This is a genomic window from Acinetobacter sp. ANC 3781, assembly GCF_004331285.1.
In the GTDB taxonomy this organism is placed as follows: Bacteria; Pseudomonadota; Gammaproteobacteria; order Pseudomonadales; family Moraxellaceae; genus Acinetobacter.
In genome coordinates, this window is sequence record NZ_SJOH01000014.1 from 86,440 (window position 1) to 108,724 (window position 22,285).

A 22,285-nucleotide genomic window follows, 5' to 3' on the forward strand; every position below is an offset into this window, starting at 1 on the left:
ACCTCACTTCATGCTTGGCATCTGATCCAGGATAGAATCACCAAATACGCCACCGGTGTATGAAGTACCGATTGGCGCTGTTGATGGTCTGCCTTTGGGTTGGTCATCGCTGATTTGGTTACTAGTATCTAGAATTGCCAGTGAGTTTTTACCATCACGCACTCCCTTCAAGAAATCTATCGCCACCTTATAGCGTAGTTCAACCACCTCAGGTGCTGCTTCAAAATGGAGTTTATAACGCGCTATATCGCACACTAGTCGCTTCAAATTATTGGGCACATTTGGTAAGGGTAATGGGTAACGCACTGCTAAATATCCATCCACCTCTTCACAGGCATCCTGCAAAGATGTTTCTAATGGATCTGGAACATCAGCAGGAAACATCTGTGCAATGTTAAGAATGTTTTGACCAAATCGAGCGACCAAATCAGTTTTAGTCGCGTACATAGATCACCTACTTGGTTTCATCAGCAGGTTTTGAATCTGCTTTAGGTTTAGCGGCAGGCTTTGCCTTTTCAAGCTCAGCAATCTTTGCCTTCAGTTCAGCATTAATCTGATCTGATTTGACCTTTTCCTCAGTCATCAGCTTGTTTGCTGCCGTCAGCTCAGCATTAGCCTTTTCAAGCTCAGCTAAACGTGCAGCGGTTCCATCCTCTTTAACATCTTTCGGCTCTTGATATTCTTCAATAGCTCCAGATGCTAAAAGGGCCTGAAGTTGTTTAGCTTCAAGCCCTTCTATTTCCTGACCTGGACGAAAGTGTCCAATCGATTGTTTTGCAATGTACTTTGGCATGTATTTCTCCTTAAACGAATCCGCGACCGCCGACTAAACCGTTTTTGTTATTCGGAACAGCAAGTGGAGAAGATTCGGCAAGCAATTGAATGCTTGAAGGGTTCTTTTCTTGCCACTGGCCCAAATAGAATTCTAAAGCCTGGCCAAACGCTTCAACATTTTGCAATGCACAATGTGCGATCCATCCATTAGCATCCGAAACAAGACCAAAGAAGTCTTCAGGGATAAAACGATCAGATGTGCCACCCATATTGTGACTGACGTCATAAGTCCAGATTTCAATATTGTCCACTGTGCCACGGAATTGAGGCTTGTCGGCCTGGTCGAAAGTTGGAGTCAGTGGAACGCTAATACCTGCATATGGGGCAATGAATTTTTCTTTGAACTCTGGATCTTTAATCAGTGTGTTGTACACCTTAGATGTAGTTAAAGCCATGATTGGTGATGTACCAGAATGTTCAATAGATAAGTCAATCATTGATTGAATATCTTTAACAGGTGTAGCGCCAAATTGTCCCCATTTGATTAATGGTGCGTAGTTACACGCTGGATTACGCTCATAATCCACTTCATACATCGGGAAGTCAGCTGAAGCAAAAGTGGTTTTACCGTATAGAAGCACGTCACGCGCAATTAGTAGCTTCCGGTTTTCAATTGACTGACGCAGATATAAAGCTTTTTGAGCCTGATCAATTAACAACAGATCTGCATCAGACAAACGATTTGAACCAGTTGCAATTACCCCAAATTGACGTAAGCGTGCAATAAGTGCTGTGTTCTGCACTTCACTTGGCATAACAGTCATCATTGGTTTTAAGTAAGCCGGCTTTACGAATTTCACGTTGCCAGACTCACCCACTTTAATCTGTCGACCCGCGGCAGTTGGAGTTACAAACGGTGCAAGTGGAGTCGCTGTATTCAACTCACCAACAGGAACTTCTTTTTTAGTGTAGGACACGCGCTGAGGGAAAAAGCGATCCATTAACCAGGTATCAACCTTCTGGGTGGTATCGGTCAGCAGCACCAGTTGTGGCACATCCAGCAATTCAACGGGTGCATTTTGAAATGTAAAAGTTTGACTCATGTCTTAGTTCCCCACAACTTTACGAAGTTCGATTTTATTGACCAATGCCTGTGCACGTACTGCATCATATTGAGCAGTGGTTAGTGCAACCCCATTCACAGTAACAACTGCAATATCAAATGCACCTTGTACATAGATCGGCATTTCAAGATTATTTGCAGCATGGTAGGTAGCTTGCTCAGCAGTAAAATCTGCTAAAGCAATCGCGTTCCAATCGCCAACCACACCTGTAGTAACGCTTGGGTGATCAGCCACATTATTTGCACCAATGTTTAGCAAATCCCCGCGCTTGTACGCAGTAGCGGTTTTTACTTTGGCATTTTCGGTGCGAGTACCATCACCAACAACTAGTTGTTTGTTTTCAATCGTGCCTGTTAATAATTGGCTCATGATTTAGCTCCTTGTTGCTGTGCTGCAGCAAATTTAGCGAAAGCTTGGTCTAAAGCTGATCCTTGTGGGGCTTGATCACCCTCACCCCCTACTGCTTGATGACCAAACAAATGTGCAAATCCAGGAGGCACGGCTGGTGCTTTCTGCTCTGTCGGCTTAGTTGCTGCAAACTGACGCAAATGCTTAGCGGAGAATGCAAAAGCAGAATCATCAAGATTCTTCATTTCCACAATATCTTCAGCACTGAATTCTTTGCCTAGGTCTTTACCCAATGCAGTGATTTCAGCTTCACGTTTTGCAGCTGCAAATTGTTTGTTTTGTTCGGTCAAAGCATCAACTTGATCTTGCAATGCTTTCGCCTTGGCTTGCGCCTGCTCTAATTCGGTCACATTTGTGTCCTCTGGTTGATTAAAGTTTTTTGGAGAGTGACTGGCAGCCACGGCGTTTGTATTATCATCTGCACCTAAGGCACAGAAAGACACTTCACGAATACGACCACCACGGAAAACCGCAACAGGCGCTTGGAAGGTTCGGCCATTCACAATTACCGAGCCTTCCTTTACCTCTTCAACTGTGGTTGGATAGATTCGAACTGACATCTGCCATGGAAAATCATCATCAGAGTCTTGAGCAACCTGTGTACCAAACTCATTTGAAAGTAAATTACCTTCAATTTTCAGACCTTCGGCATGACTGACGGAATGAGAGTTGATTGCTCCAGCACGCTGACTGGTTCGATGTTCAAGTAGTGCAGGAATACGACCTTTGATTTGAATTGAATCAAGATCAAATACAACCTTGTCCCAATACCAATGATCTGTAATCGCCTCACCGCTATAAGCAATACCCGAGAAGGTGCGTTTCTTTTTTCCATCTTCAGGCTTGTCTACACTGACTTGACCTAATTGGAAGCAAAACTGATCTTGCTCCTTTTTTTGCTTTTCATTTGGATCTGGCATTTCCATGCTCCATAAAAAAACCGCCAATTAAGGCGGTCTAAATTTCAGAATTATTTAAAGTTTTTGAATTAACAGGCTAAGCTTCTCTCTTGCTGCACACTTTGCATCAAAATGCCCATCGATATTCACTACAGCACTCAACGCATTAATGACCTCTATCTTCGTATCAAGAGCACAGTTTGTAAGTAGTTCCGATAGCTTTACCTTGGAGGCCTCATTACCTAGCGCTCGACTTCCATTTGATACATCTGGATTTGTCGCTAAAGCATTTGAACCAAAACCACGACCTAATTGATGACAACCGTCTTCATCTACTTTTAAAGCCCCCATCAGAAGCATTCGAAGATCTGCTCGATCCTCTTTTGATTCTGCAACAATTGAATCGATGTTTAATCCAGTTAATGACATGCCATTTTTATACAGGACACTCATTCCATTTTTTAAAATAAGCTTCATTTAATTCACCAATGTCTTCAATGTATAAACCATCTGCCCTTCGACCACTTCAATCGAAACAACTTCAAAAGACAGTCCAATTGGAAATAAAACACCAGTACCGACCTTCAATTCATTCAGATCAATACCTAAGCCCTTTGCATTCTCAACCTTGATCACAATGTCTGAAGCTGTATCACTCATCAATAATGGCGAATTAAGCTGAACAATTTGACCAACTTGATATGCAGCAACTTGATTAAAAGTTGCTGCACCCACCACGGTTGAAGCTGTATTACTTGCCACGGCTTGAATAGCTTTCATGTCATCAACTAACCATCGCTTCAAAACATCGTCAGCCAGTGAGCTTGTAGCTGAATTGAGGTAACTGGTTAATGCTGAATCATTGCCTTGAACATAGTCTAAGAAAGTTCGTATGGCACTTGGTCTAATGCTTGGATCAAGCGGAATAACCGTATTGGCCACCGTGTCAAATAGGTCCCGAGTCTTATCATCCATAGGCGCAAACAAACTGGTCAGCTTTTTGGATGCAGTCCATTCGGCCTTAATGACCTGTTTCTGCTCAAGCAAGTACTCTTTATCAAGTGATGAAGCACTAATCTTTTTATCAACCAGTTCTTCCAGTTCACCAAACTGCAAAGGATGAGAACTCCAATCCAAAGCTTCAGCCACTTCTGGCAACTTATCATCAGGTGTAATGCCATATTTCAATGCTTCTTTTTCAGTTAAAGCAATCACTGTACAGCGACAACGAAACCCTAATGGTGGGTAGTGAGTCAGCCAGAAAGGGTGATCAATCGGCAATACAATACGATTCAAATCCAAATGAGCAGGACGTACACGACTATCATTGATAGCTGAATACATGAGATAAGGACGTTTAGCCTTATTCCGTTGCTGCTGTTGCCATCGACCATGACCGTAAGCATTCTGGATATTGGTACGAAATACATTGTCCAGGTAATGCTTAGGCAGAATGATTTCAGATTCTTCAATTAACTTTTGAAAGTCATTAAAAGTTCCACCGTCAGCAATGGATTTATTCACGGCCTTAATAACTGTTTCAATCTGCTCAAGACTCGATAAAAAGCTAACCGTAGTCGCCATCTGCCGAGTCTTTAGATCCATTGAGTAGAATTCATCTGGCAGCACGATCTTTTTGTTGTGAGCGTATTCTAGGGCTTCAAGGAATGTGACTGGCTGCATAACTACTCACCTTTACTTGAAGTGGCATAACCCAGCACATCCGCAGCATACAAAGCCTGATCTAAATTAGCCGTAAATTGAGACTGTGTTGCACCTGGTATTAATTGCATCAAATTAAAAGCCAGAGCTTCGGGACTGTCCGATTCACCGACCAGTTGTTTAACCTGTTCCGACTTCAATAACTGCAAATCACCCTGCCCGTCCGTCAATTCTTCAACTTCCTGCTGTGCCGCAGATAACTTGTTGATAGAGGCTTTAAAGCTGAATGCTTGCCTTGGCAATGCGGTGAATTGGGTATTGGTAGGCAATTGAGGGGACTCAGCAATATCACCATCCTGCAGTCCATATTCACGCTGAAAATATTGTGGAGTAAGGTTGGCTCCGGCATTTTTAAGATGAGCATCTCGTTCAGCCTGATCCTTATTAAGCGGTTTAGGCTTTTCACCAAGCATCACTTCATAATCTCCCCAACCATTCAAAGCGCATAGAGCATTGACTACGGCCTGTAAAGTTGGTGTGACAAGCCTAATATCAGATTTAAGCTTATCCATTCTTACATTTTCATGTACCTGTCCTAGTGCCCGGCTACCAGTTCCATCGGTACCACTAGTGAGCGTCTGCCCTAATACGACCTTTTGAATCTGGCGAATTAGCTGATCATTGAATGCTTCAAAAGCTGCCCCGGCTGATCCATTTGTTCCTGGTGCAGAAAGAATTTGTACATCATCTTCTATATCAATTGATAAAACACTCTGAGCATGAGCATTTAACAACGCTCTACTCATATCATCAGTTTCAGTGTCTTTACACTTACCCAGTAAGATCGGAGTTCCAAAACGTTCCAAGAATTTAGCCCAGAACTTGAAACCGTTTTGCTTAAAAAAGAATAGCCAATACAGTGTGGCCAACAATGCTTTACCGTATGGCTGCTCAAATGAAGCTTTACGGCGGGTCAAGAAGAACTTAAATACCTGATCAACTTCTCGTTCTACGTTATGACCATCTTGTCGGTATATCAAACGTCCATCATTTTTAGGTTCAAACCACTGCATTGGCTTTTCACCGATCCACTGAAGACCCACATAACCTTCTGGCTTCAACTCATATACAGCTTCTTGAACAGAGTAGCCGAAGAACAGTGCATTCAAGGCACCCGTAGCAATTTCATGAAACCATTCTTTCAGTACCAAATTCAGTATTTCAGCTTCTTTGGTATCGCTCGGCTCAATTCTCAACGGCGTTGCTAACAGCGCATCAACCCGTGTTTCAACTGTCTGAGCAATCTCGTCATCATCAAGCAATACACGTAATTTATGACGAGTAATGCCTGCCTTACGAAGTACCTCATCCGTGTCAGGCTGCTTACCAAAATTCACCAGAAACTGAGTGACAGCTTCTTGAGTGTATAAGTTGCCATGAGACAAAGCCTTCTTTGACGCTTTGTCTTTTTTAGACTTTGCCATGTGTATTCCTTATCAATAAGTTCGACTACCCGCACCTGCAGGTTTTTTGCCAACTCGTGCTTCGTTTAGTTCATTAAATGCATCGCTGCCAGCATCCACTTGGTCATCATATTTACCGTTTGGAAAGTTTCGTAACTCCTCAACAAATGGTTTATTCCAGTCACCACGTAGCATTTTCACGTTTCCTACGTTGACTTGAGCCGCAAAAGGTTGCGAACGTGTGACCTTGTCGCCTGAGACAGTTTCAGCTTTTACATTGAAACCAGATAACTTGGTAATGAAATTTTTCGCTTGAGCTTTACCGGCTTGTCCCGGATCTTGAGGTAAGCGAATTGCTACAGACTTACCATCCAACTCAGCAGTTTGCTTGATACGCTTTTCAACACCCTCTGGTCCAAGTTGCGCACGCTGCACATCTACAATGTAGATATACCCATCTCGCCCTTTAGCTGCTCTCACCCCTGCAGTGAAATCACCTTCATTTTCGGAAGATGCTAAATCCCATGCACGCACTTGATGAGTGATGTCTGCAGGTAATGCATCTACAATTTCAATATTATCAGGCTTAAAAAAACCACCCGCTGGTGGGGATGGTCTTTGTCGATATTGTCCTGAGAAAACGTACGGCGCTGCTAACTCCATTCTCTCAAGTACTTCAATACTATGCTTTGCTGGCCATAATGCAGATCCATCTGGTTGAATAGCTGAAAGCTCTAAATGCTCCCACCCTTCACCATTCCCCCCATCAAGCAACCACCCTGCCAAATCCTCCTCATGCAAACGCTGCATGATCACGATGATGGGTGTATCTGGTGAATTGGTACGTGATTCCAATGTATTCTGAAACCACTCAATTACACCTTTACGAACCGTATCAGAACGAGCTTCACTGGCCTTATGTGGGTCATCGATAATGATTGCCCCGCCAAATGAATCGCGAAATTTACCAGCACCAAAACCTGTAATGGTACCGCCAGTACCTTGTGAATAGCAGACACCACCCTTTGCAGTACGCCAATCATCTTTGGCCTTACTGTCATCACGTAGTGCAAAATCAGGAAATACGCGCTTATAAGCCTCTTCTTGTACTAGGTTACGTGTCTGGAAAGCATTATTTGCTGCAAGCGTAGCTGAGTAACTAACATGAATAAATTCACTGTCAGGCACCTTGCCAAAGCACCAAGCCATAAAATTAATTACAGCCAGTTCTGTTTTAGAGTATCGCGGTGGAACGTTAATGATTAGACGCTTGGTTTCACCTTGAAACACCTTCATTAATTCATCACAAATTACTCGATGGTGCCAGTTATGCAGCCATTTATACTTACGACGTTCTTTAAACATATAGCGCGAAAAGAAATACAGATCTTCCTGAGCCTCAAGTTGTATTGCCAATTCACGTGCTGGATCAATACTCATCTAAAACCCGCTCCCTTGCCTTCAGGTAGCTTTCAGTCGGCACGTTTGAACTTACTGTTTCAATAGGTTTACCGTCTTTACCGGTAATTTCTTGCTTAGTCACACGACCATCAGTTTCTTGGAATGCCTGTTTCAGCAGATTTTGTTTTGTCCGTTTATTTTTTCCAGAATCTTCATACATCTTTTGAAGTTCCATCAACCGGAAAGCCTTATTCGCAATCGCAATATCCTCAACATTTTCACGGAAGTCTTTGCGTGTTCGCTCAAATAAGTCCTTTAGTTTTTTACTGAGATTACGACCTGCATATTTTGTTGGGTCATAGCTATGGCATTGCTTACGATCAATCTTGATCTTGTATATTTCTTCTACCGAGTCTGCTACTTGTTGAGGGGTTTCAAAGCAAGCAAGAGACTGAACTATAAACATTTTTACAGGCTCTTTTAGTGCTGCCATAAACACCTCTTTGTCGTTCTACGTCGTACAAGATGGCCAAAAAAAAGAGCCCTAAGACTCTATCCAATCACACAGTTCCCACAACAAGCAGCAATATTAGTTTCTGATACGAATGGCGCATTCTTGGCAATTTCTAAAAGTCGTTTTACTGACTCATCCGCACCCCATCGTTTTGTTTCCCCAAAGAACACTTCAACATCGTGGCCAGCCAGGTAATGCTTAGGTAGCCCAGTCATATCGCTATAAATGATTTCACCATCTGCATCCCGTTCAACACCGATGTGATAAAGCTCATGTTCAATCAAACGACAAAACTCACGATCTGAAGCTTGTTCACAGAAAGCAGCATCTACAGTAATTAAGTATTGAGGTACAAATCCAAACCAGTCCCGCATCTGTTGTTCCTGGCGTGCTTTCTTCCAACCACCCTGATTAAACATCACTTTTTCACATTGACCTAAAACCATACGCTTTTTAGCCACACATGCAGATGATGCCCATGCGAATGCTAAAAAGGTCTCGTCATCATGTAGCAGCTCTGCAATGTGATCATGATCTGGGTTATGAAGTTCACCACCAATGGTTAGCCAGTTTTTTACTACCCATTCTTTTAGATCCACGGCGGGTGCAAGCAAAATAGCTTCTTGTTCTTCTGCTCGGTCAATTAGATCCGTTGGGGGAAATGGTCTGATCTGTTCCATCTTCTAATCTCTCTAACTGATTCTGAATCCAATTAATTGCATAACCAGATTCAATTTGATGAGGCTCAAAACGCACAAATGTGTAACCCATCTCTTCGGCAAGATCATACTTGTTAAATGAGTTTGCTATCTTTTTCCCACCACGACCAACTGACCATGGACTACCAACGATTTCAATCAGAAGCCTCAGCCTCACAACATAAAAATCGAAACGCCAATTTTTGGTTGATTCAAATTGAAACTTACGTTCATAACCAATGGCATGTTCTTCTAACTCTTGGAATAGTGTTTCTTCTGCTTCTAAGTATTTTTCTTTAGCCTTCGGTAAAGGTTTGGTGCGTGGTTTAGATTTATGTGGGCGTTTCTTGGTTTTCCAGAAATATTCTTTTTCGTCCATATACACTCCTTGTATCAGCAAGGTATCGAGAAGATATAAATTAAATACCTTGACTATTTAAATAGTGATATAGATCAATCTGGCGACGAGTTTATTATAAAAACCTTTGAAATATAAATAAGATATAAACATTTAAATCCTACATATATCTACACTTGCCTCTCTAAATCATCTCACTGTAAGTGCTTCCACTATGTCACTCTTACTAGGTCGAATCTTCGACAACCAAAATTGAGAAAATTATGTTAGTTAATACAAATACCGCTCAAAAAGCTTCTTTTAATCAATTTTCAAATAACGCAACCCAAAACAAACCTACATCAAATGACCAAGCGCAAAAGCCTGCTCAAGACAAGCCTAATCAAAATGAAACAGCTCCTACTAAAGAGCAGCATGATCAAAAAGAAAATACTGATAAAAAATAAATCATAGCTCAATATTTTGATTAGTAAGAAGAGCCTATCTAGTTGATAGGCTTTTTGTATTTCCTATTCGTATTAAAAAACCTCCCGAAGGAGGTTCTGTACGTTATTGCTTTTCAGTTTTTAACCACAAAATGCCTTAAGAATTGTTTGAGTTTGTGGATCAGCAATTACAGTGACTCGTCCTGGATGATAATCCTTAGTTATAGGTTGACCCGGTGCAACCAGTCTAACAACCTCAGAATTTGTTTTTGATTTGATATCAGCTTCACTCGATAATGTCGTACGTGCTAATTTTGCTGCACTTTCAGGCACGCATTTTTTCATCATCTCAGGCTTGTGAACAACTTCTGTATCGGGAGTACCTGCACAAGCAGTCAAAGTCACTGCTGCAATAATAAGTGATACATTATAAAAAATTTTCATAAGCTTCTATCTTTAACATATAAAAGCAGGATAATACCCAGGTAGGCTTAGAGGAGCCTAGTCATATCAACAATGTTAATACACTTCTTAAAATATTGAGATTTAAAAAAAACCTGTTTAACTCTCCCAAGTCAAACAGGCCCATGTCATGCTTAAAAAACTATTTACTTGTTTTTATGTATAAATATCCTAGCAAAGGTTTTACACATGAGAGTGTAATTATTTGTTTAGTCTTGATATTTTCTGACTAATAAATAATCACTTAACTTCTTTCAAACAATCCCGACACACTTTGATTTCTTCATCATCAGGCGCGTATTCAATCTCAGTCGCACCATGTAAACCAAATAAGCACATTAAGAGGTGGAGCATCTTTTTTTCCTGACAAAAAAAAGCCCACTCAGAGAGGTGATGTGGGCTTAAAAGTAAGAACCTAGAGGGTTCATTCAGAAACTACAGCGATAGATTCTGCGCGTATTTTATATATATTTAAATATCAATCATTGGCAAAATATTACTTTAAAATTCAATTTCAAAGTCCAATAAAAAGCCCGCTTAATCGGGGGAATTAAGCGGGCCAATATTTGCTTTACCATTTAGTTATTTTTACTGCTTTAACTTCTTGGAGTAATAAAAATATAGCACCTCAATTTCGATAAAAAAGTATAAAGAATGCGTAGAAACTGTTTTCACTTGTTTACTTTGAGTTATTTTTCTTTTTAAGATATGGAAATTTTGATTTAAAAATGACTTCCTCTCTTGTCACCCTGAACTCTTTATATGTTCCAGGATGGACAAAAGTATTTTCATCATCTAGACCAATCACCTTTTCATTAATCACTATTTTAGGTAAAGGTACACATACAGGTTTTCTTTTATGCTCATGAAAAACCTTTTCAAATACCTGCTCTACCACTATTTTCATACCACAACGACTTTTGGCTTTTACTTCTTTTAAGATGAATGTTTTGGACATTTCTATTACCTGATTCTTATTTTTTTCAACCTAAAGTATAAGAAGATCAGTTTTTTACTCTGTTAACTTTGAATCATGAAGTGTCTCAAAATACAGGTTTTAGGTAAAATGTTTTAAATTCTTTACAATAATAATTTTTTTTGTGATATGAACCATAGTTATGAAGTTGTAATAGACAACCTAATGACCGAGATTTCTATCACTACCCAGCCTCACTTAGTTATCTTTATTAACATTGGATAAAGAAAATTCGGCTTCCTGTATCAATTGTTTTATTCTTTCTGATTTTTTTGCCTTTAAATCTAAATAAACGTAACTGCATAGAAAGCATAGGCATATTAAAAATACACCAATTAAAACAATAGTTCTGTTCCCTTCCATGTTCTAACCAATTGTTACCTTATTATTGGTTTTAGTTATAATTCAGTATATAAAAAGTATCAATAGCATAAAAACCTATAATTTTACCAAACATTAAAAAAGCCCGATCAGTGACCGAGCTTTTCTTGATATTTAAATCTAAAAAAAAATCTTAATTAGTTATAAAATTTAATTAAATCTATCAAATTGCTGACTCTGTTATAAATAGAGGGTGAGTAGACTTATATAAAGCTAACTTCTTTTTTTCATTTTCCAAATAGGATTTAGGCTCTTCTATCCAGGTAACCTTATCACTCCCAAAATCTGAATTTCTTAGAGTCCAATCAGAAACTAAACCATAAATAAAAGTATTATCAGCAAAAATTAATTTCGACTTATTGCTGGTATTGCTCACAAACACTTTATGCGTTGGTAAAGATCCAAATATACTTATATGCGTATATAAATATCTATAAGTATCATTCATATTAGAAGTGTCCTAGTAACGGATCACTATACCAACAATAATTCATACTAATTCAATTATCTGGTGGCGGTATTCAATTTAAACCACTAAGAATAAAGGGAGCCGCCATAAAAACTTACCTTTTTACTGAGCTTTACATAGCTATCTTAAAATTGATCATTAAGTTGTGAATATACCCATTTAATGAAATTAGATTTATTATCAAAATCTGGTGCAAGTCTTAAGCTTAACATTCGATTAGGACCAAATTTGCCATACAGATTATGCGGTGCTTCGAATTTAAATTCCTGAGGATCCCCTTCATGTAGAGTTTTAAAATACTCTACAGATTTCTCAAATTTACTCTGACTTATGAAATCAGGTCTTTCTTTTAAAAATTCATAAACTTGTTCTAGAGCGGGTAAATAGTTATTTATGGGCATTCTTTTTCTCTAGAACTGTAAATTTTATAAGGAAAACCTATTGTGAGTTAATGCTGGAAAAATACCTAATATTTTCTTACATTTTATGTAATCGGCCAATATCACTTCTTAATTAGGTTAGCGCAATACTTAGACTTTTCTTTATTATTCTCAAGCTTACTCATGTGCATGCACGAACAAAATAATTCAGACTGTTTATACTCAACCTCATCAGGCACATTGATGTCATAACATTTAGCATCAAATTCCGCCAATCGTGGAAGGGTAATCCATTCGCCCGAATAAAAAGGATACCCAAAACCGCCTAACACAATTATAAGCAGAGTAAGGATAGGCAGATTATTTTTAATACATTTTAGCATCCCAGAAACCCAAAAAAGCCCATCCAATGATGAGCTTCTAAATTAACCTAATGCTTTAACGTACACTTTGATCACTATAGCTGAAATATGCTATATCCCTTGCGCAAGGTCAATATCTCTACATTGCCTTTAATTCCATGGTTATATACTATTTTCATTAATAATTTTAGAAATCCTGTCTTCCATGCCTGACTTTCAGCTTTCTTTAAGTGAATACCTAAATACGGTCCAAGAAGTTATACGCGTAACTTTTGACGAACCTGTCTGGGTGAAAGCTGAAATCCGTAACTTAAGTATCAAAGGCGGCCACTATTATTTAGAGCTAGCTGAAAAAGAAGAAGATACCGATAAAGTGATTGCCAGTTGTAAAGCGACGATCTGGAAGTTCTCTGCAGCAAAAATGGTTTTAAAATTTGAGCGTGAAAGTGGTATCGAATTATCTCGAGATCTAAACGTTCTTATTAAAGTTAAAGCTACTTTCAGTCCTCAATACGGTTTCTCAGTCAATATTGAAGATATCGATTCGAGTTATACCTTAGGTGACATTGCACGGCGTTATCAACAGATATTAGAGCGTTTAACTTCTGAAGGCTTGGTCAATAAAAATAAGCTCCTCCCCACTCCTTTCGACATTCAAAATGTCCTGGTCATTGCTCCGGAAAATGCTGCAGGTCTTGGTGACTTCAAGAAAGATGCCGATGCTTTAGATAAAGCCGGTGTTTGTCATTTTGTTTATCACACCGCGACCTTTCAAGGAAATACAGCTGCAGTTTCAATTATTAGTTCACTGGGTGATGGTTTACGTCAGTGGGCTAAAGATTTTGATGTAGCCCCGGATCTAATTGTGATTATTCGTGGCGGTGGTGCTGTAAATGATCTGGCTTATTTGAATGACTATGATTTAGCTGCCCTACTCTGCAAACGTTCAGTTCCGATCTGGGTGGGTATTGGCCATGAAAAAGACCGAACCATTCTAGATGAAGTGGCCCACCGTTCTTTTGATACACCCAGCAAAGTCATTGGTGGTATTCGTAACCTGATTGTTGAGCGCACTCAAGAGGTTTTAGATTCTCTACAAACGATCAAGCTCTTATCTCAGCACCAGATCACAGCGTATCAAAGCCAAAATGATCAATACATCCGAGTGATTAAGACACTTGCGCATGGCCAAATCAATGAAGCCAATAAAAGCCTGGATTTAATGAAAGGTACCCTGCAGTACTTAGCACAACAGCAAATCAAATTAGCATCAAATCAGGTTGAATCATTGATGCGTGAAACCCTATTACAGAATCCACGAAATGTGATGGCCAAGGGTTACGGTATAGTGCGTAGCCAAGGTAAAGCTATTCGTTCCATCCAACAAATTTCAGGTGACAGCATCCAGGTAGAATTACAGGATGGTACCATCGAAGCCAATGTGACTGAGGTATTAAGCAATGACTAAAAAAGAATTAACATTTAAAGAAGGCCATGAAGTTCTTAAGAAGAATGCTGAGTTGCTTGAATCACAAGAAGAGCCTGATATTGATAATTTAATGAAGATTGTTGAAGAGTCTATGTCTGCTTACAAAGTATGTAAGTCACGGGTGGATGCTGTGCAACAAGCTTTAAATGAGACATTTAAAGAATAAAAAAAGGCCAACCTTACGATCAGCCCTTTCTACAAACTATCACTTAAGAATTCTTCATCCTTGAAGTTCAAGTTCAAACTAAGGTCATCATTCTTTTAAAAATAATCACCTTAATTAAAACAATCTATTAATTGATCGTTTTAATACTTTGTGCAGCTTTAAGACGGCGAGATTCAGCTAAACGCAGTTCAATCATTTGATAAATGTGATCAAGGAACAAACCTAGTAATTTAAAGCCAAATTGAATCAATACTTGTTTCATATATATACCTTTTAATGGGAGTTAAACAGAATGCTTAACTTTCAAAATAATACTAATTCCTCCAATAGAGGAAATCAACATATTTTATCAATTTCTGCTAAAATATTTTTATATTCTCATTTTTGATCCACTTATGACAAATTTATCAAATTATAATTTCTCTACTACGGTTTCTCATGTAACAGGTGCATTACTACATTGCCTAAGAGAATTTAAAGGAATCAAGCAAACAGATATGGCTCAAAATATCGAAATGAGTACATCTGGTTTATCTAAACTTGAAAAGGGTGAAACAAATATCAGCATTGAACAAATTTTCATTTTTGGACAACAATTTGATTTAAAATCATCTGAATTTATGTATTTGTTAGAACTTGCAATTGAAGAAATTAATCAAAAAGGAATATTTGTAGCCAATACAAAGAGTAAGGTCGTACATATAGAAAAAACTAACAATGTACCAGTGGTAATGGGAGTTGCTGCCCTTTTAGGTCTGGCTACTGGTTCGCCACTTACTGCTTTGGGAATGGCTGCTATTTCGGGAGTAATTGCCCAAAATAACATCGATAATAAAGCACAGATCGCTACAACAACTAACGAACTCCAACTTTTAACGGATATCGGAACTTTAAAAAACATCATCCAACAATCTATTATTGAAAAATATGAAAAAATCTTATCAAAATCCTAATCTAAAAATGCCACCGTATAGGTGGCATTTTTAGAATTCTTAAATCAATTTTTTACTGATAATCGACCTACTTCTTTTAATGTCTTGTAGCCCATTCCACCTTTATGCCAATCATGCGACTTGGCGAGTTCAAAGATGGGCATATAAGTCGCCTTTCCTAAAAACAATCTTGCTTCATGTGCACCAAATTTAAAATGATCATGGATGCCATGTCCCGTCTTCGGACTAAGCTTACGAATAGAATCACCAAACTCACCCCACCAGTGGTTTAGCCAAAGCATATGCAAAGCTAAATCTCGAATATTGGCTTCTTGTTGTACAGTTCTAAGTTTCATTGTTTGTAGAAATGTCACTGCATCACTAAAATGGATAGCGAGTAATTCACTATAGCGAGGAATACGGAAGTATTGGTTGTGTCTGCTCCAAAGTTCAGTTCTTCTTTTCACACTACCTTCGCAACGGCGATCAACGATTTCTTTAAGTTCAGCTTGTTGCTGTGCGCTGATTTTAATACGTGTGTCGATTTGCTGTTGCAGGACTTCTTTTTCCAGTACGTCGAGTACCCATTTTCGAAATTCTTTAGCGACTGGTGTACGGGCAAAGAATGTGATGAGGTGGCAACCTCTCAATGAGAAAATACGGTTATCCATTTCAACTGATTTATGAAAACCCACAATATGAATTAATCAATATCGAAACTTTAAATAATGGTGAGAAAATTCGTTATTGGTACTCTATTCCTAGAAATGAGAGTTTTAGGGATTAAAAATAAAAAATATTTAAGAAAATCTAAATAAAATAATGATTTATTTATTGTTTTATTGTAAATTAGTAAATAGCACCTATGGAAAGATTTATGATTGTGATTCGCAATCATGTATCTAATGTTAAGACACAATGTAATGTAAACTTAGTATAACCTTTAGAACGTACTAGGTAGTCCATGAAGTTTCCATAGGTGCCCTTCTATTATTTCTTATTCTGACTTGACTTATTCCAATGACAAATTTAGAGAATTTAAAACGTTGTGAAACAGCAAGAGATTTAGCTATACTTTTAGATATACCATACAAAAGATTCTCAATTATTTTATATCGTGGTCACATTTCTTCTAAATATTCAACTTTTGAAATTAAAAAGAAGGATCAAACTTCTAGAAAAATTAGTGCACCTTATGAATATTTAAAAATTGTTCAAAAAAAATTATCAGTTCTTTTGGAACAATGTTTAAGCGAAATTGAAAATAATCGATTAGCTGAAACACTATCAAAATTTCAAGAAAATAGACCAAATAAATATCCTAAATTTCACTTAGTATCTCATGGATTCAGAAAAAAAATATATATTGACTCGCCATACAATTTCCATTCTATAACCCCAGGAATTTTTACAAATGCTCATATACATACAAATAAAAATTTAGTTCTAAACATCGACATTAAAGATTTTTTTACATCAATCAAATTCAATAGATTAGTTGGTTTCTTCATACAAAATAAATATTTTGAATTAAGTGAAGAAGTGGCTTTGACAATTGCAAGGATTGCAACATTTCGAGAAAATGATAAAGTAATAGGATACCTACCTCAAGGTAGCCCATGCTCTCCTGTCATTTCTAATCTCTTTACTGCTATGCTTGATAGCCGACTAGTAAAGTTATGCAAAAAAAATAAGTGTGTTTATACTAGATATGCTGATGACATAACAATTTCAACAAATTTAAAAGAGTTTCCAGAAGCAATTTTAACAATGGATGAAAATCTCATTGTTTTAAATGAAAGATTAATAAGGCAATTCGAAACATTTGGTTTTCATATTAATAATAAAAAAACTAGATTAGCAAATAGAAAACAGAGACAGGTTGTAACTGGACTAGTTGTTAATAAAAAAGTAAATATTAATAGACATTACTATAAAGCAACGCGTGCTATGGTTGATAGTTTTTGTAAAACTAATACTTTTGTTAAGTCGAAATATCATGTATTCCATGAGCCACAGATAGAAGATTCACAATCTTTAAATGGAATCTTGAATTATATTTACAATATAAAAAAAGTTGAACCTTATAAGCTACTAGAGCAGCATGATGATTACTTAAAACATCATAATGAGTTTATAGATAAAAAAAATTGGGAAAGTCGCCTTCTATATCATCATATTAATACATTAAATGGATTGGATAAGATGTATGGCTCATTTATTTTCCATAAAAAATATGTATACAATGACAAACCTTCAATTATTTGTGAAGGTATAACTGATGTTATTCATTTTAAGAAAGCAGCTGAAAAGCTAGGAATAACTAACATAAAATTTAGTTCTTTCAACTCAGATTATCAATTTGAAAAATTATTACATTTAGATGGTGGCACTGAAAATTTAAAAAAATTTCTATCTAATTTGAAAATCCTTTACAAATCTGAAGTTCAATTAAACTTATTAAATCCAACTATCATAATTGTTGATAGAGATGGCGCAGGAAAAGGTGTAATTACTGAAGCTAAGAAACTCTTTAAAAATTCTTGGAAAGAACACTCTAGTACTACCGTACCTACTATGAAATTTCTTGCTTTATTTAAAAAATTTTATATTTTTGAGCTACCTGTTGTACCATTTGATCCAGAGAAGACTGTGATTGAGTTTTTATATAACAATAGTACTCTCCTGAATGAGACAATGATGATTAATGGAAAACATTTAATTTGTGAAGCAATTGCTTCAAAAGATCAAATAGATAAAAAAAAGGTTTACTCGAAAATTTCATTCATTAAAAATATTATTCCAAAACATGAATCTAGTCTAGATTACACATACTTTAAACAGGTCTTTGATGTAATTGAGGAAATTTCAACCTTAATGAAGACTATATAAAAAAGCGCCCTTAGGCGCTTTCTTCTACAATTCTTAAAACTCTAGGTTTCTGTGAAATTTCCATTCCAACCAAATTTTCAAGAAAACCTTTTTGTTTAACTCACAAACTACGCAGCAACATCTACTTCACTGTCATTTTTTTCTTCAGCGCCCTTCGCCTTAAAAGCAACTTTATAGAAGTCATGTAAAAAGATGCCGCAACTTGCATATTTTTCTGTATATCTTAAGCATAAATATGCAACAACTAAAAGAATAATTGGAATGGCAACCAGTAAAACAATCATCAGTGGCATACCCTTTTCATAAGAACTAACCATCCATGCAATATATTTATTCATAATTACAAATGGAATCAATCCTGTGAAAGCGCAAACACCATATAGAACGAGTGCAAATACAAATTTGATCCAGTGGGACTTACGCTTAAATCCTGTAACTTCCCCTGCATCATCTCTTTCACGTTCCAACATTCCTCTAATCTTTACATAATCCCTTACCCATAAATCTGCATTTTCATAGTTTAGGAAAAACTTAACCTCACTATAGGTTATTGCATCGTCATTAAAGGCTGATTTGGCGAGCCTATCTTTATATAGAGTGGATCGTTTCTCTAGTTCATCACTTTCCAGATCTTCTGCTAACTTTAAAAATTCTGCTTTAATTTCTCTATCATGTTTTAGTTTGGCTAATCTATTGTTAAGAATAACTATTAGTATAGGTACTATTAATACCCCAATAATCTTTAATGCTGTTTCCATTACTATGTTTTTTATAAAGTAAAAGTTTGATTTAGGACTAATTCGACTATTTGTCAACCAAAATTTCAGGCTATTTCAAGGGTTTGTCAACCAAGCTTAATATTTGACTCAAACATACTCAATAAACCCATACCGACTATGCAACGCAGCCAGCCCACACTTTACATCCATTCGTGCATCTAACTGACTGCGTTCATCTGTCACCATCTCTGACCAGGAGCAGCTGTAAAAGTAACGGCCAATGATGGCATCCATCCAATCATCCAGTACTTCTGATTGCCCCTGTAGATCCAGAACTAAACGTTGAACTGCTCGAGCTTCATTGTCGTCAATTTCACAAGTCATTTTCGTTTTACGAGGCTTCGGTGGTACATAGTCACCTGATAGATAATCCGCAATAATCTGCAGCTGCTGATCAGCATGAATCTTTTTAGACTTCTTAGCCTTTACCGCATTATCCATGGCCACGGCGATAGGATTCACTGTGCGACCGCTAGAACCAGTATTGGTATATAACCATGCTCCAAACTGTTGTAACCACCCCTCCAAATCAAAACGTGACCAATCAACCGACTGTAAAATATGTTGCTTCACTGCTGCAGTACTCATCGTTATAAATCCCCTACCATCTTCTGTATTTGCTGAACCGCTAAACCTGATTTCACTTGTTCTGTACTAAACCGTATTACCTGGTAACCCATCATTGTTGCCGAGTTATATTTCTCCATATCCCCAATATAGCCTTTACCCCTTGTATGACGACCACCCTCTGCCATCCAGATCCCACCTTCAACCTCAACCAGTATCTTTTTGCCAACAATGTGAAAATCAGCTTTCCACTTACGTTCTGGATGAAACTTAAATTCTCTCTTAAATTCGATTTTGAGCGCTTTAAGCTGTGTTGCGAGCAATGACTCACCAATACTCTCAACTTTCGCACCACGGGGCTGACGTTTTGATTTAGCTGTGGTCTTACTCTGTTTGCCATACAGCTTTTTGTATTCAGTCAGTGAAATGCTGCTCATGCATCACATCCATTGGCCAGTTCTTTAAAAAGTTGCTTTGCATGTTCAGTGAGAATAAATCCCTGTGGTGTTTCTCCATCCTTGATCACCATTCCCCAACTCGCCAAGCCATTCAGGTAACGTTGCAGGCTACGAATCGAAATCCCCATATTTGGCTCAATAGCCTCATGAATTTGTTTTACAGAGATACGTCCTTTGGTTGATGCCATGGTTTTGAAGATCATGAGATTCATGTAGGTACGATCTGCATCCGTCATACTGCAGCTCCTAACGACCCATTGAATCCAACCTGTTTCAAATACGATTCCCATTTTTTGGCTTGAGCTGGGTCTTCAAGTTTTTCGGCGATACGAGCTGCAAGTTTGTCGTACGACTCTCCTGGTTCAGAGAACTTGCTTGAAAACTCTGGATGCTGTGAAAGTTTTTGAGCGAAGGTGTGAATCTGTTTTTCAGAAAGCTGTTGAGTTTTAGATCCTGTACCTGCAGGTTTTGCAAAAGCTGGATTTTGATTATTCGAATACTTGGTTCGATATGCGTTAATCACCCAGTCAGCAAAGTGATAAATCATCAGATCATCGCTCATGGTTTTTTCAGCGTTGTAAATTTCGAATGCACGTTTTTCTCGTTCAGCCCATTTCGAATTCATGATGGTTTCAAAATCGATGCTGTCATCGGCCAGATAAATTTCTTCTCGAAGTTTTTTAAAACAAAACCACGATTTTTTATTTTTAGATTCTAATGATAGATTCTTTGAAAGATTCCGTGTCCCAACGTTGGGACTGTTTACCGGAATTGTTGGGACTCTTTCATGGAATTGTTGGAACTGTTCCGTTGTTGGAACTCTTTAAATCATCATTTTCAGCCTTAAAGAGTTCCATCGTTGGAACTGTTTCACGACCATTTACACCGAGTAAACGGTAAACTTTGACCTGTTTTGTCCGGCCTTTTCGTTCTCCGGTATCTTCAATCAAACCATCCTCAACAAGCTCATCTATAATTTTCAGGACGGTTTTTCGGTCCATTTCTGTATCTTCAACCAGACGGGCTATGCTTGGATATGCGCAATGATCTTCACTTGCACGATCGGCAAGTGAAAGCAGCACTAATCTTTTAAGCGCTTTTATACTGCCGCCTTTCTTTTGCTTCTGACGCACTTTCCATGCCCAGATATTTGCATCTAAACTCATAGCTAAACCCCAACTACTTTGGGCTTCACATACCCACCAAATGATTCAACTGAATTCGATTTCACAAGGCTTGATACAATCTGATCAGCCAGGTAAATCGTGATACGAAATCTTCTTGCCATTAACTGTGAAAACTCAATTTTGGTAACGGCGGCGTTGTTTTCGTCATAGCCCTTTTTAAGAAGGCTTAATTTCTTTTGTTCCTGGATTTCACTCAGGATCTGTAGAGCAGGTTCATAAAATGATTGAACGCCCTGCTGTTGCTTGAAATCTGGTTGTTTCTGGAATTGGCTATTCATGATTCCTCCGAAACAAATAGAGCGACCGGTAGATCTAGACGGTGGTTGGCTTTAAGTTCGCTTAGCGATGCAGTACGTATTAAATGACTCATAGCAAACTTTTGACCTTCATCTAAAAACACACCCAAATGCTTTACAGTTGAAACTGTCATCAAGTGATCTGGCATATTTCCCTGTATAAAAACAACAACATCTCCGGCAATCAGGTCGAATTTGTCATTGTTTAAATCTTGTGCTAAATTCATTTGCATATTTAAAACTCCGCAAGTGTTTTGAATTGGAAAAGCCTGATCTCTGAAGTCAGGCTTTTTCTTTTTCTTCTACACATAAATGCACCTGACGATCTAATTCGGCTAAAAACATATGTAGTTGATGTACAACCTTTGACATGTCTAATGCTTCGCCTTTGGTAATTCGTCCATCTGCCATCATTTCTTTAAAAACTGCACACACGTCTCCACCACCCATTCCAATATTCAGAACAATGTCGGTAAGTGCTGTATCTCGGCATTCAGGTATTTGTGGTAAATCAATAGATACTTTTCCATGTTCCGCACACAGGCTTTGCAAAATTCGATAGTCCCCTGTTAATGCCATCAGTTTTGATGCTTCGGCCAAGGTCAAATGATGCGTGTCTGTATGTTGGTTCACTTTGCTGTTCAGCACTGCAGGGCTTCTTATGCCTAAGCGTGGTGCTAAAGCATTCGAGCCGCCTTTGTAGTCATGCACGGTGTTGTAAGCAGCATCTGATATGTTCATTCGTGTTCCTTTTGAACGTGGT

The 22,285-nt window shown here is 38.0% G+C and carries 29 protein-coding genes and 2 pseudogenes; 5 read left to right on the forward strand and 26 right to left on the reverse strand.

Annotation, left to right across the window (positions count from 1 at the left end; all coding sequences use genetic code 11):
* Positions 1 to 3: 3 nt before the first annotated feature.
* Genes E0H89_RS11330 through E0H89_RS11385 form a run of 12 tightly spaced genes read right to left on the reverse strand, consistent with a single transcriptional unit; the run spans position 4 to position 9,322 of the window.
* Entirely contained in the window at positions 4 to 447 is a 444-nt protein-coding gene (locus E0H89_RS11330) for a DUF1320 domain-containing protein (protein WP_131217142.1), read from the reverse strand.
* A 7-nt stretch (positions 448 to 454) separates the two neighbouring features.
* Entirely contained in the window at positions 455 to 793 is a 339-nt protein-coding gene (locus tag E0H89_RS11335; RefSeq protein WP_131217144.1) for a hypothetical protein, read from the reverse strand.
* Positions 794 to 803: 10 nt separating this feature from the next.
* Positions 804 to 1,877: a major capsid protein gene (locus tag E0H89_RS11340; protein WP_131217146.1), complete on the reverse strand. Its 1,074-nt coding sequence runs from the start codon at positions 1,875 to 1,877 to the stop codon at positions 804 to 806.
* 3 nt (positions 1,878 to 1,880) lie between these two features.
* Positions 1,881 to 2,267: a hypothetical protein gene (locus E0H89_RS11345; protein ID WP_131217148.1), complete on the reverse strand. Its 387-nt coding sequence runs from the start codon at positions 2,265 to 2,267 to the stop codon at positions 1,881 to 1,883.
* Positions 2,264 to 3,226 carry a hypothetical protein gene (locus tag E0H89_RS11350; protein ID WP_131217150.1) on the reverse strand — a complete coding sequence of 321 codons (963 nt, stop codon included), beginning with the start codon at positions 3,224 to 3,226 and terminating at the stop codon, positions 2,264 to 2,266. Before E0H89_RS11350 ends, E0H89_RS11345 begins: the two co-directional genes overlap by 4 nt.
* Before the next feature lie 54 nt (positions 3,227 to 3,280).
* Positions 3,281 to 3,682, reverse strand: coding sequence for a hypothetical protein (locus tag E0H89_RS11355; protein WP_131217152.1), 402 nt, complete (start codon positions 3,680 to 3,682; stop codon positions 3,281 to 3,283).
* A complete protein-coding gene (locus E0H89_RS11360) occupies positions 3,683 to 4,888 on the reverse strand; it encodes a phage head morphogenesis protein (protein ID WP_131217154.1) in 1,206 nt (401 codons plus the stop codon).
* A gap of 2 nt (positions 4,889 to 4,890) precedes the next feature.
* Complete coding sequence (locus E0H89_RS11365; protein WP_131217156.1) at positions 4,891 to 6,351, reverse strand: phage portal protein family protein; 1,461 nt, start codon at positions 6,349 to 6,351, stop codon at positions 4,891 to 4,893.
* 12 nt (positions 6,352 to 6,363) lie between these two features.
* On the reverse strand, positions 6,364 to 7,770 hold the full coding sequence (gene terL / locus E0H89_RS11370) for a phage terminase large subunit (protein WP_131217158.1): 1,407 nt from the start codon (positions 7,768 to 7,770) through the stop codon (positions 6,364 to 6,366).
* Entirely contained in the window at positions 7,760 to 8,224 is a 465-nt protein-coding gene (locus E0H89_RS11375; protein ID WP_131217160.1) for a DUF2280 domain-containing protein, read from the reverse strand. Before E0H89_RS11375 ends, terL begins: the two co-directional genes overlap by 11 nt.
* 59 nt (positions 8,225 to 8,283) lie before the next feature.
* Positions 8,284 to 8,925: a putative metallopeptidase gene (locus tag E0H89_RS11380; RefSeq protein ID WP_131217162.1), complete on the reverse strand. Its 642-nt coding sequence runs from the start codon at positions 8,923 to 8,925 to the stop codon at positions 8,284 to 8,286.
* Positions 8,885 to 9,322 carry a putative endonuclease domain-containing protein gene (locus tag E0H89_RS11385; protein WP_131217164.1) on the reverse strand — a complete coding sequence of 146 codons (438 nt, stop codon included), beginning with the start codon at positions 9,320 to 9,322 and terminating at the stop codon, positions 8,885 to 8,887. The genes E0H89_RS11380 and E0H89_RS11385 overlap by 41 nt, the downstream gene beginning before the upstream one ends.
* A gap of 242 nt (positions 9,323 to 9,564) precedes the next feature.
* Between E0H89_RS11385 and E0H89_RS11390 the strand changes: the two genes are divergently transcribed.
* Positions 9,565 to 9,747: a hypothetical protein gene (locus E0H89_RS11390; RefSeq protein WP_131217166.1), complete on the forward strand. Its 183-nt coding sequence runs from the start codon at positions 9,565 to 9,567 to the stop codon at positions 9,745 to 9,747.
* A 120-nt stretch (positions 9,748 to 9,867) separates the two neighbouring features.
* On the opposite strand, the gene E0H89_RS11395 is transcribed toward E0H89_RS11390, so the two are convergent.
* From E0H89_RS11395 to E0H89_RS11410, 4 genes are all read right to left on the reverse strand, one after another.
* A complete protein-coding gene (locus E0H89_RS11395; protein WP_131217168.1) occupies positions 9,868 to 10,170 on the reverse strand; it encodes an I78 family peptidase inhibitor in 303 nt (100 codons plus the stop codon).
* A 697-nt stretch (positions 10,171 to 10,867) separates the two neighbouring features.
* Positions 10,868 to 11,146, reverse strand: a complete 279-nt coding sequence (locus E0H89_RS11400) for a hypothetical protein (RefSeq protein ID WP_502698405.1) — start codon at positions 11,144 to 11,146, stop codon at positions 10,868 to 10,870.
* 562 nt (positions 11,147 to 11,708) lie between these two features.
* Positions 11,709 to 11,993 (reverse strand): hypothetical protein, encoded by a 285-nt coding sequence (locus E0H89_RS11405; RefSeq protein WP_131217170.1) that lies wholly within the window; start codon positions 11,991 to 11,993, stop codon positions 11,709 to 11,711.
* A gap of 146 nt (positions 11,994 to 12,139) precedes the next feature.
* A complete protein-coding gene (locus tag E0H89_RS11410; RefSeq protein WP_131217172.1) occupies positions 12,140 to 12,415 on the reverse strand; it encodes a hypothetical protein in 276 nt (91 codons plus the stop codon).
* 546 nt (positions 12,416 to 12,961) lie between these two features.
* On the opposite strand from E0H89_RS11410, the gene xseA reads away from it, so the two are divergent.
* Both xseA and xseB read left to right on the forward strand, forming a co-directional pair.
* Entirely contained in the window at positions 12,962 to 14,224 is a 1,263-nt protein-coding gene (xseA, locus tag E0H89_RS11420) for an exodeoxyribonuclease VII large subunit (protein WP_131217174.1), read from the forward strand.
* Positions 14,217 to 14,411, forward strand: a complete 195-nt coding sequence (gene xseB / locus E0H89_RS11425) for an exodeoxyribonuclease VII small subunit (RefSeq protein WP_131217176.1) — start codon at positions 14,217 to 14,219, stop codon at positions 14,409 to 14,411. Before xseA ends, xseB begins: the two co-directional genes overlap by 8 nt.
* 127 nt (positions 14,412 to 14,538) lie before the next feature.
* Here the strand turns inward: xseB and E0H89_RS16855 are convergent, their stop codons facing one another.
* Positions 14,539 to 14,673: a hypothetical protein gene (locus E0H89_RS16855; RefSeq protein WP_284702743.1), complete on the reverse strand. Its 135-nt coding sequence runs from the start codon at positions 14,671 to 14,673 to the stop codon at positions 14,539 to 14,541.
* 133 nt (positions 14,674 to 14,806) lie between these two features.
* Here E0H89_RS16855 and E0H89_RS11430 point away from each other — a divergent pair, with 133 nt between their 5' ends.
* Entirely contained in the window at positions 14,807 to 15,364 is a 558-nt protein-coding gene (locus E0H89_RS11430; RefSeq protein WP_131217178.1) for a helix-turn-helix domain-containing protein, read from the forward strand.
* A 44-nt stretch (positions 15,365 to 15,408) separates the two neighbouring features.
* On the opposite strand, the pseudogene E0H89_RS11435 reads toward E0H89_RS11430, so the two are convergent.
* Positions 15,409 to 16,005: pseudogene (locus tag E0H89_RS11435) on the reverse strand (BRO-N domain-containing protein); the annotation flags it as partial.
* A gap of 358 nt (positions 16,006 to 16,363) precedes the next feature.
* Between E0H89_RS11435 and E0H89_RS11440 the strand changes: the two are divergent.
* On the forward strand, positions 16,364 to 18,235 hold the full coding sequence (locus E0H89_RS11440) for a retron Ec67 family RNA-directed DNA polymerase/endonuclease (RefSeq protein WP_131217180.1): 1,872 nt from the start codon (positions 16,364 to 16,366) through the stop codon (positions 18,233 to 18,235).
* A 107-nt stretch (positions 18,236 to 18,342) separates the two neighbouring features.
* Here the strand turns inward: E0H89_RS11440 and E0H89_RS11445 are convergent, their stop codons facing one another.
* From E0H89_RS11445 to E0H89_RS11480, 8 genes and pseudogenes are all read right to left on the reverse strand, one after another.
* Positions 18,343 to 18,993, reverse strand: coding sequence for a hypothetical protein (locus tag E0H89_RS11445; protein ID WP_131217182.1), 651 nt, complete (start codon positions 18,991 to 18,993; stop codon positions 18,343 to 18,345).
* Between the two features lie 108 nt (positions 18,994 to 19,101).
* A complete protein-coding gene (locus E0H89_RS11450; protein ID WP_131217184.1) occupies positions 19,102 to 19,602 on the reverse strand; it encodes a hypothetical protein in 501 nt (166 codons plus the stop codon).
* A 2-nt stretch (positions 19,603 to 19,604) separates the two neighbouring features.
* On the reverse strand, positions 19,605 to 20,018 hold the full coding sequence (locus tag E0H89_RS11455; RefSeq protein WP_131217186.1) for a DUF559 domain-containing protein: 414 nt from the start codon (positions 20,016 to 20,018) through the stop codon (positions 19,605 to 19,607).
* Positions 20,015 to 20,275 (reverse strand): hypothetical protein, encoded by a 261-nt coding sequence (locus E0H89_RS11460; RefSeq protein ID WP_131217187.1) that lies wholly within the window; start codon positions 20,273 to 20,275, stop codon positions 20,015 to 20,017. Before E0H89_RS11460 ends, E0H89_RS11455 begins: the two co-directional genes overlap by 4 nt.
* Positions 20,272 to 21,205, reverse strand: a pseudogene (locus tag E0H89_RS11465) (helix-turn-helix domain-containing protein). The gene E0H89_RS11460 and the pseudogene E0H89_RS11465 overlap by 4 nt, the downstream one beginning before the upstream one ends.
* A 2-nt stretch (positions 21,206 to 21,207) precedes the next feature.
* Positions 21,208 to 21,504: a hypothetical protein gene (locus tag E0H89_RS11470; protein ID WP_131217189.1), complete on the reverse strand. Its 297-nt coding sequence runs from the start codon at positions 21,502 to 21,504 to the stop codon at positions 21,208 to 21,210.
* A complete protein-coding gene (locus E0H89_RS11475; protein ID WP_131217191.1) occupies positions 21,501 to 21,755 on the reverse strand; it encodes a hypothetical protein in 255 nt (84 codons plus the stop codon). Before E0H89_RS11475 ends, E0H89_RS11470 begins: the two co-directional genes overlap by 4 nt.
* Positions 21,756 to 21,804: 49 nt before the next feature.
* Positions 21,805 to 22,263, reverse strand: coding sequence for a phage regulatory CII family protein (locus E0H89_RS11480; protein ID WP_131217193.1), 459 nt, complete (start codon positions 22,261 to 22,263; stop codon positions 21,805 to 21,807).
* Positions 22,264 to 22,285: the final 22 nt, after the last annotated feature.

Excerpts from the sequence above, each read along its gene's own strand:
- E0H89_RS11330 (WP_131217142.1), bottom strand. The coding sequence starts at position 447 with ATGTACGCGACTAAAACTGATTTGGTCGCTCGATTTGGTCAAAACATT.
- E0H89_RS11335 (WP_131217144.1), bottom strand. The coding sequence starts at position 793 with ATGCCAAAGTACATTGCAAAACAATCGATTGGACACTTTCGTCCAGGT.
- E0H89_RS11340 (WP_131217146.1), bottom strand. The coding sequence starts at position 1,877 with ATGAGTCAAACTTTTACATTTCAAAATGCACCCGTTGAATTGCTGGAT.
- E0H89_RS11345 (WP_131217148.1), bottom strand. The coding sequence starts at position 2,267 with ATGAGCCAATTATTAACAGGCACGATTGAAAACAAACAACTAGTTGTT.
- E0H89_RS11350 (WP_131217150.1), bottom strand. The coding sequence starts at position 3,226 with ATGCCAGATCCAAATGAAAAGCAAAAAAAGGAGCAAGATCAGTTTTGC.
- E0H89_RS11355 (WP_131217152.1), bottom strand. The coding sequence starts at position 3,682 with ATGAAGCTTATTTTAAAAAATGGAATGAGTGTCCTGTATAAAAATGGC.
- E0H89_RS11360 (WP_131217154.1), bottom strand. The coding sequence starts at position 4,888 with ATGCAGCCAGTCACATTCCTTGAAGCCCTAGAATACGCTCACAACAAA.
- E0H89_RS11365 (WP_131217156.1), bottom strand. The coding sequence starts at position 6,351 with ATGGCAAAGTCTAAAAAAGACAAAGCGTCAAAGAAGGCTTTGTCTCAT.
- terL (WP_131217158.1), bottom strand. The coding sequence starts at position 7,770 with ATGAGTATTGATCCAGCACGTGAATTGGCAATACAACTTGAGGCTCAG.
- E0H89_RS11375 (WP_131217160.1), bottom strand. The coding sequence starts at position 8,224 with ATGGCAGCACTAAAAGAGCCTGTAAAAATGTTTATAGTTCAGTCTCTT.
- E0H89_RS11380 (WP_131217162.1), bottom strand. The coding sequence starts at position 8,925 with ATGGAACAGATCAGACCATTTCCCCCAACGGATCTAATTGACCGAGCA.
- E0H89_RS11385 (WP_131217164.1), bottom strand. The coding sequence starts at position 9,322 with ATGGACGAAAAAGAATATTTCTGGAAAACCAAGAAACGCCCACATAAA.
- E0H89_RS11390 (WP_131217166.1), top strand. The coding sequence starts at position 9,565 with ATGTTAGTTAATACAAATACCGCTCAAAAAGCTTCTTTTAATCAATTT.
- E0H89_RS11395 (WP_131217168.1), bottom strand. The coding sequence starts at position 10,170 with ATGAAAATTTTTTATAATGTATCACTTATTATTGCAGCAGTGACTTTG.
- E0H89_RS11400 (WP_502698405.1), bottom strand. The coding sequence starts at position 11,146 with ATGTCCAAAACATTCATCTTAAAAGAAGTAAAAGCCAAAAGTCGTTGT.
- E0H89_RS11405 (WP_131217170.1), bottom strand. The coding sequence starts at position 11,993 with ATGAATGATACTTATAGATATTTATATACGCATATAAGTATATTTGGA.
- E0H89_RS11410 (WP_131217172.1), bottom strand. The coding sequence starts at position 12,415 with ATGCCCATAAATAACTATTTACCCGCTCTAGAACAAGTTTATGAATTT.
- xseA (WP_131217174.1), top strand. The coding sequence starts at position 12,962 with ATGCCTGACTTTCAGCTTTCTTTAAGTGAATACCTAAATACGGTCCAA.
- xseB (WP_131217176.1), top strand. The coding sequence starts at position 14,217 with ATGACTAAAAAAGAATTAACATTTAAAGAAGGCCATGAAGTTCTTAAG.
- E0H89_RS16855 (WP_284702743.1), bottom strand. The coding sequence starts at position 14,673 with ATGAAACAAGTATTGATTCAATTTGGCTTTAAATTACTAGGTTTGTTC.
- E0H89_RS11430 (WP_131217178.1), top strand. The coding sequence starts at position 14,807 with ATGACAAATTTATCAAATTATAATTTCTCTACTACGGTTTCTCATGTA.
- E0H89_RS11440 (WP_131217180.1), top strand. The coding sequence starts at position 16,364 with ATGACAAATTTAGAGAATTTAAAACGTTGTGAAACAGCAAGAGATTTA.
- E0H89_RS11445 (WP_131217182.1), bottom strand. The coding sequence starts at position 18,993 with ATGGAAACAGCATTAAAGATTATTGGGGTATTAATAGTACCTATACTA.
- E0H89_RS11450 (WP_131217184.1), bottom strand. The coding sequence starts at position 19,602 with ATGAGTACTGCAGCAGTGAAGCAACATATTTTACAGTCGGTTGATTGG.
- E0H89_RS11455 (WP_131217186.1), bottom strand. The coding sequence starts at position 20,018 with ATGAGCAGCATTTCACTGACTGAATACAAAAAGCTGTATGGCAAACAG.
- E0H89_RS11460 (WP_131217187.1), bottom strand. The coding sequence starts at position 20,275 with ATGACGGATGCAGATCGTACCTACATGAATCTCATGATCTTCAAAACC.
- E0H89_RS11470 (WP_131217189.1), bottom strand. The coding sequence starts at position 21,504 with ATGAATAGCCAATTCCAGAAACAACCAGATTTCAAGCAACAGCAGGGC.
- E0H89_RS11475 (WP_131217191.1), bottom strand. The coding sequence starts at position 21,755 with ATGCAAATGAATTTAGCACAAGATTTAAACAATGACAAATTCGACCTG.
- E0H89_RS11480 (WP_131217193.1), bottom strand. The coding sequence starts at position 22,263 with ATGAACATATCAGATGCTGCTTACAACACCGTGCATGACTACAAAGGC.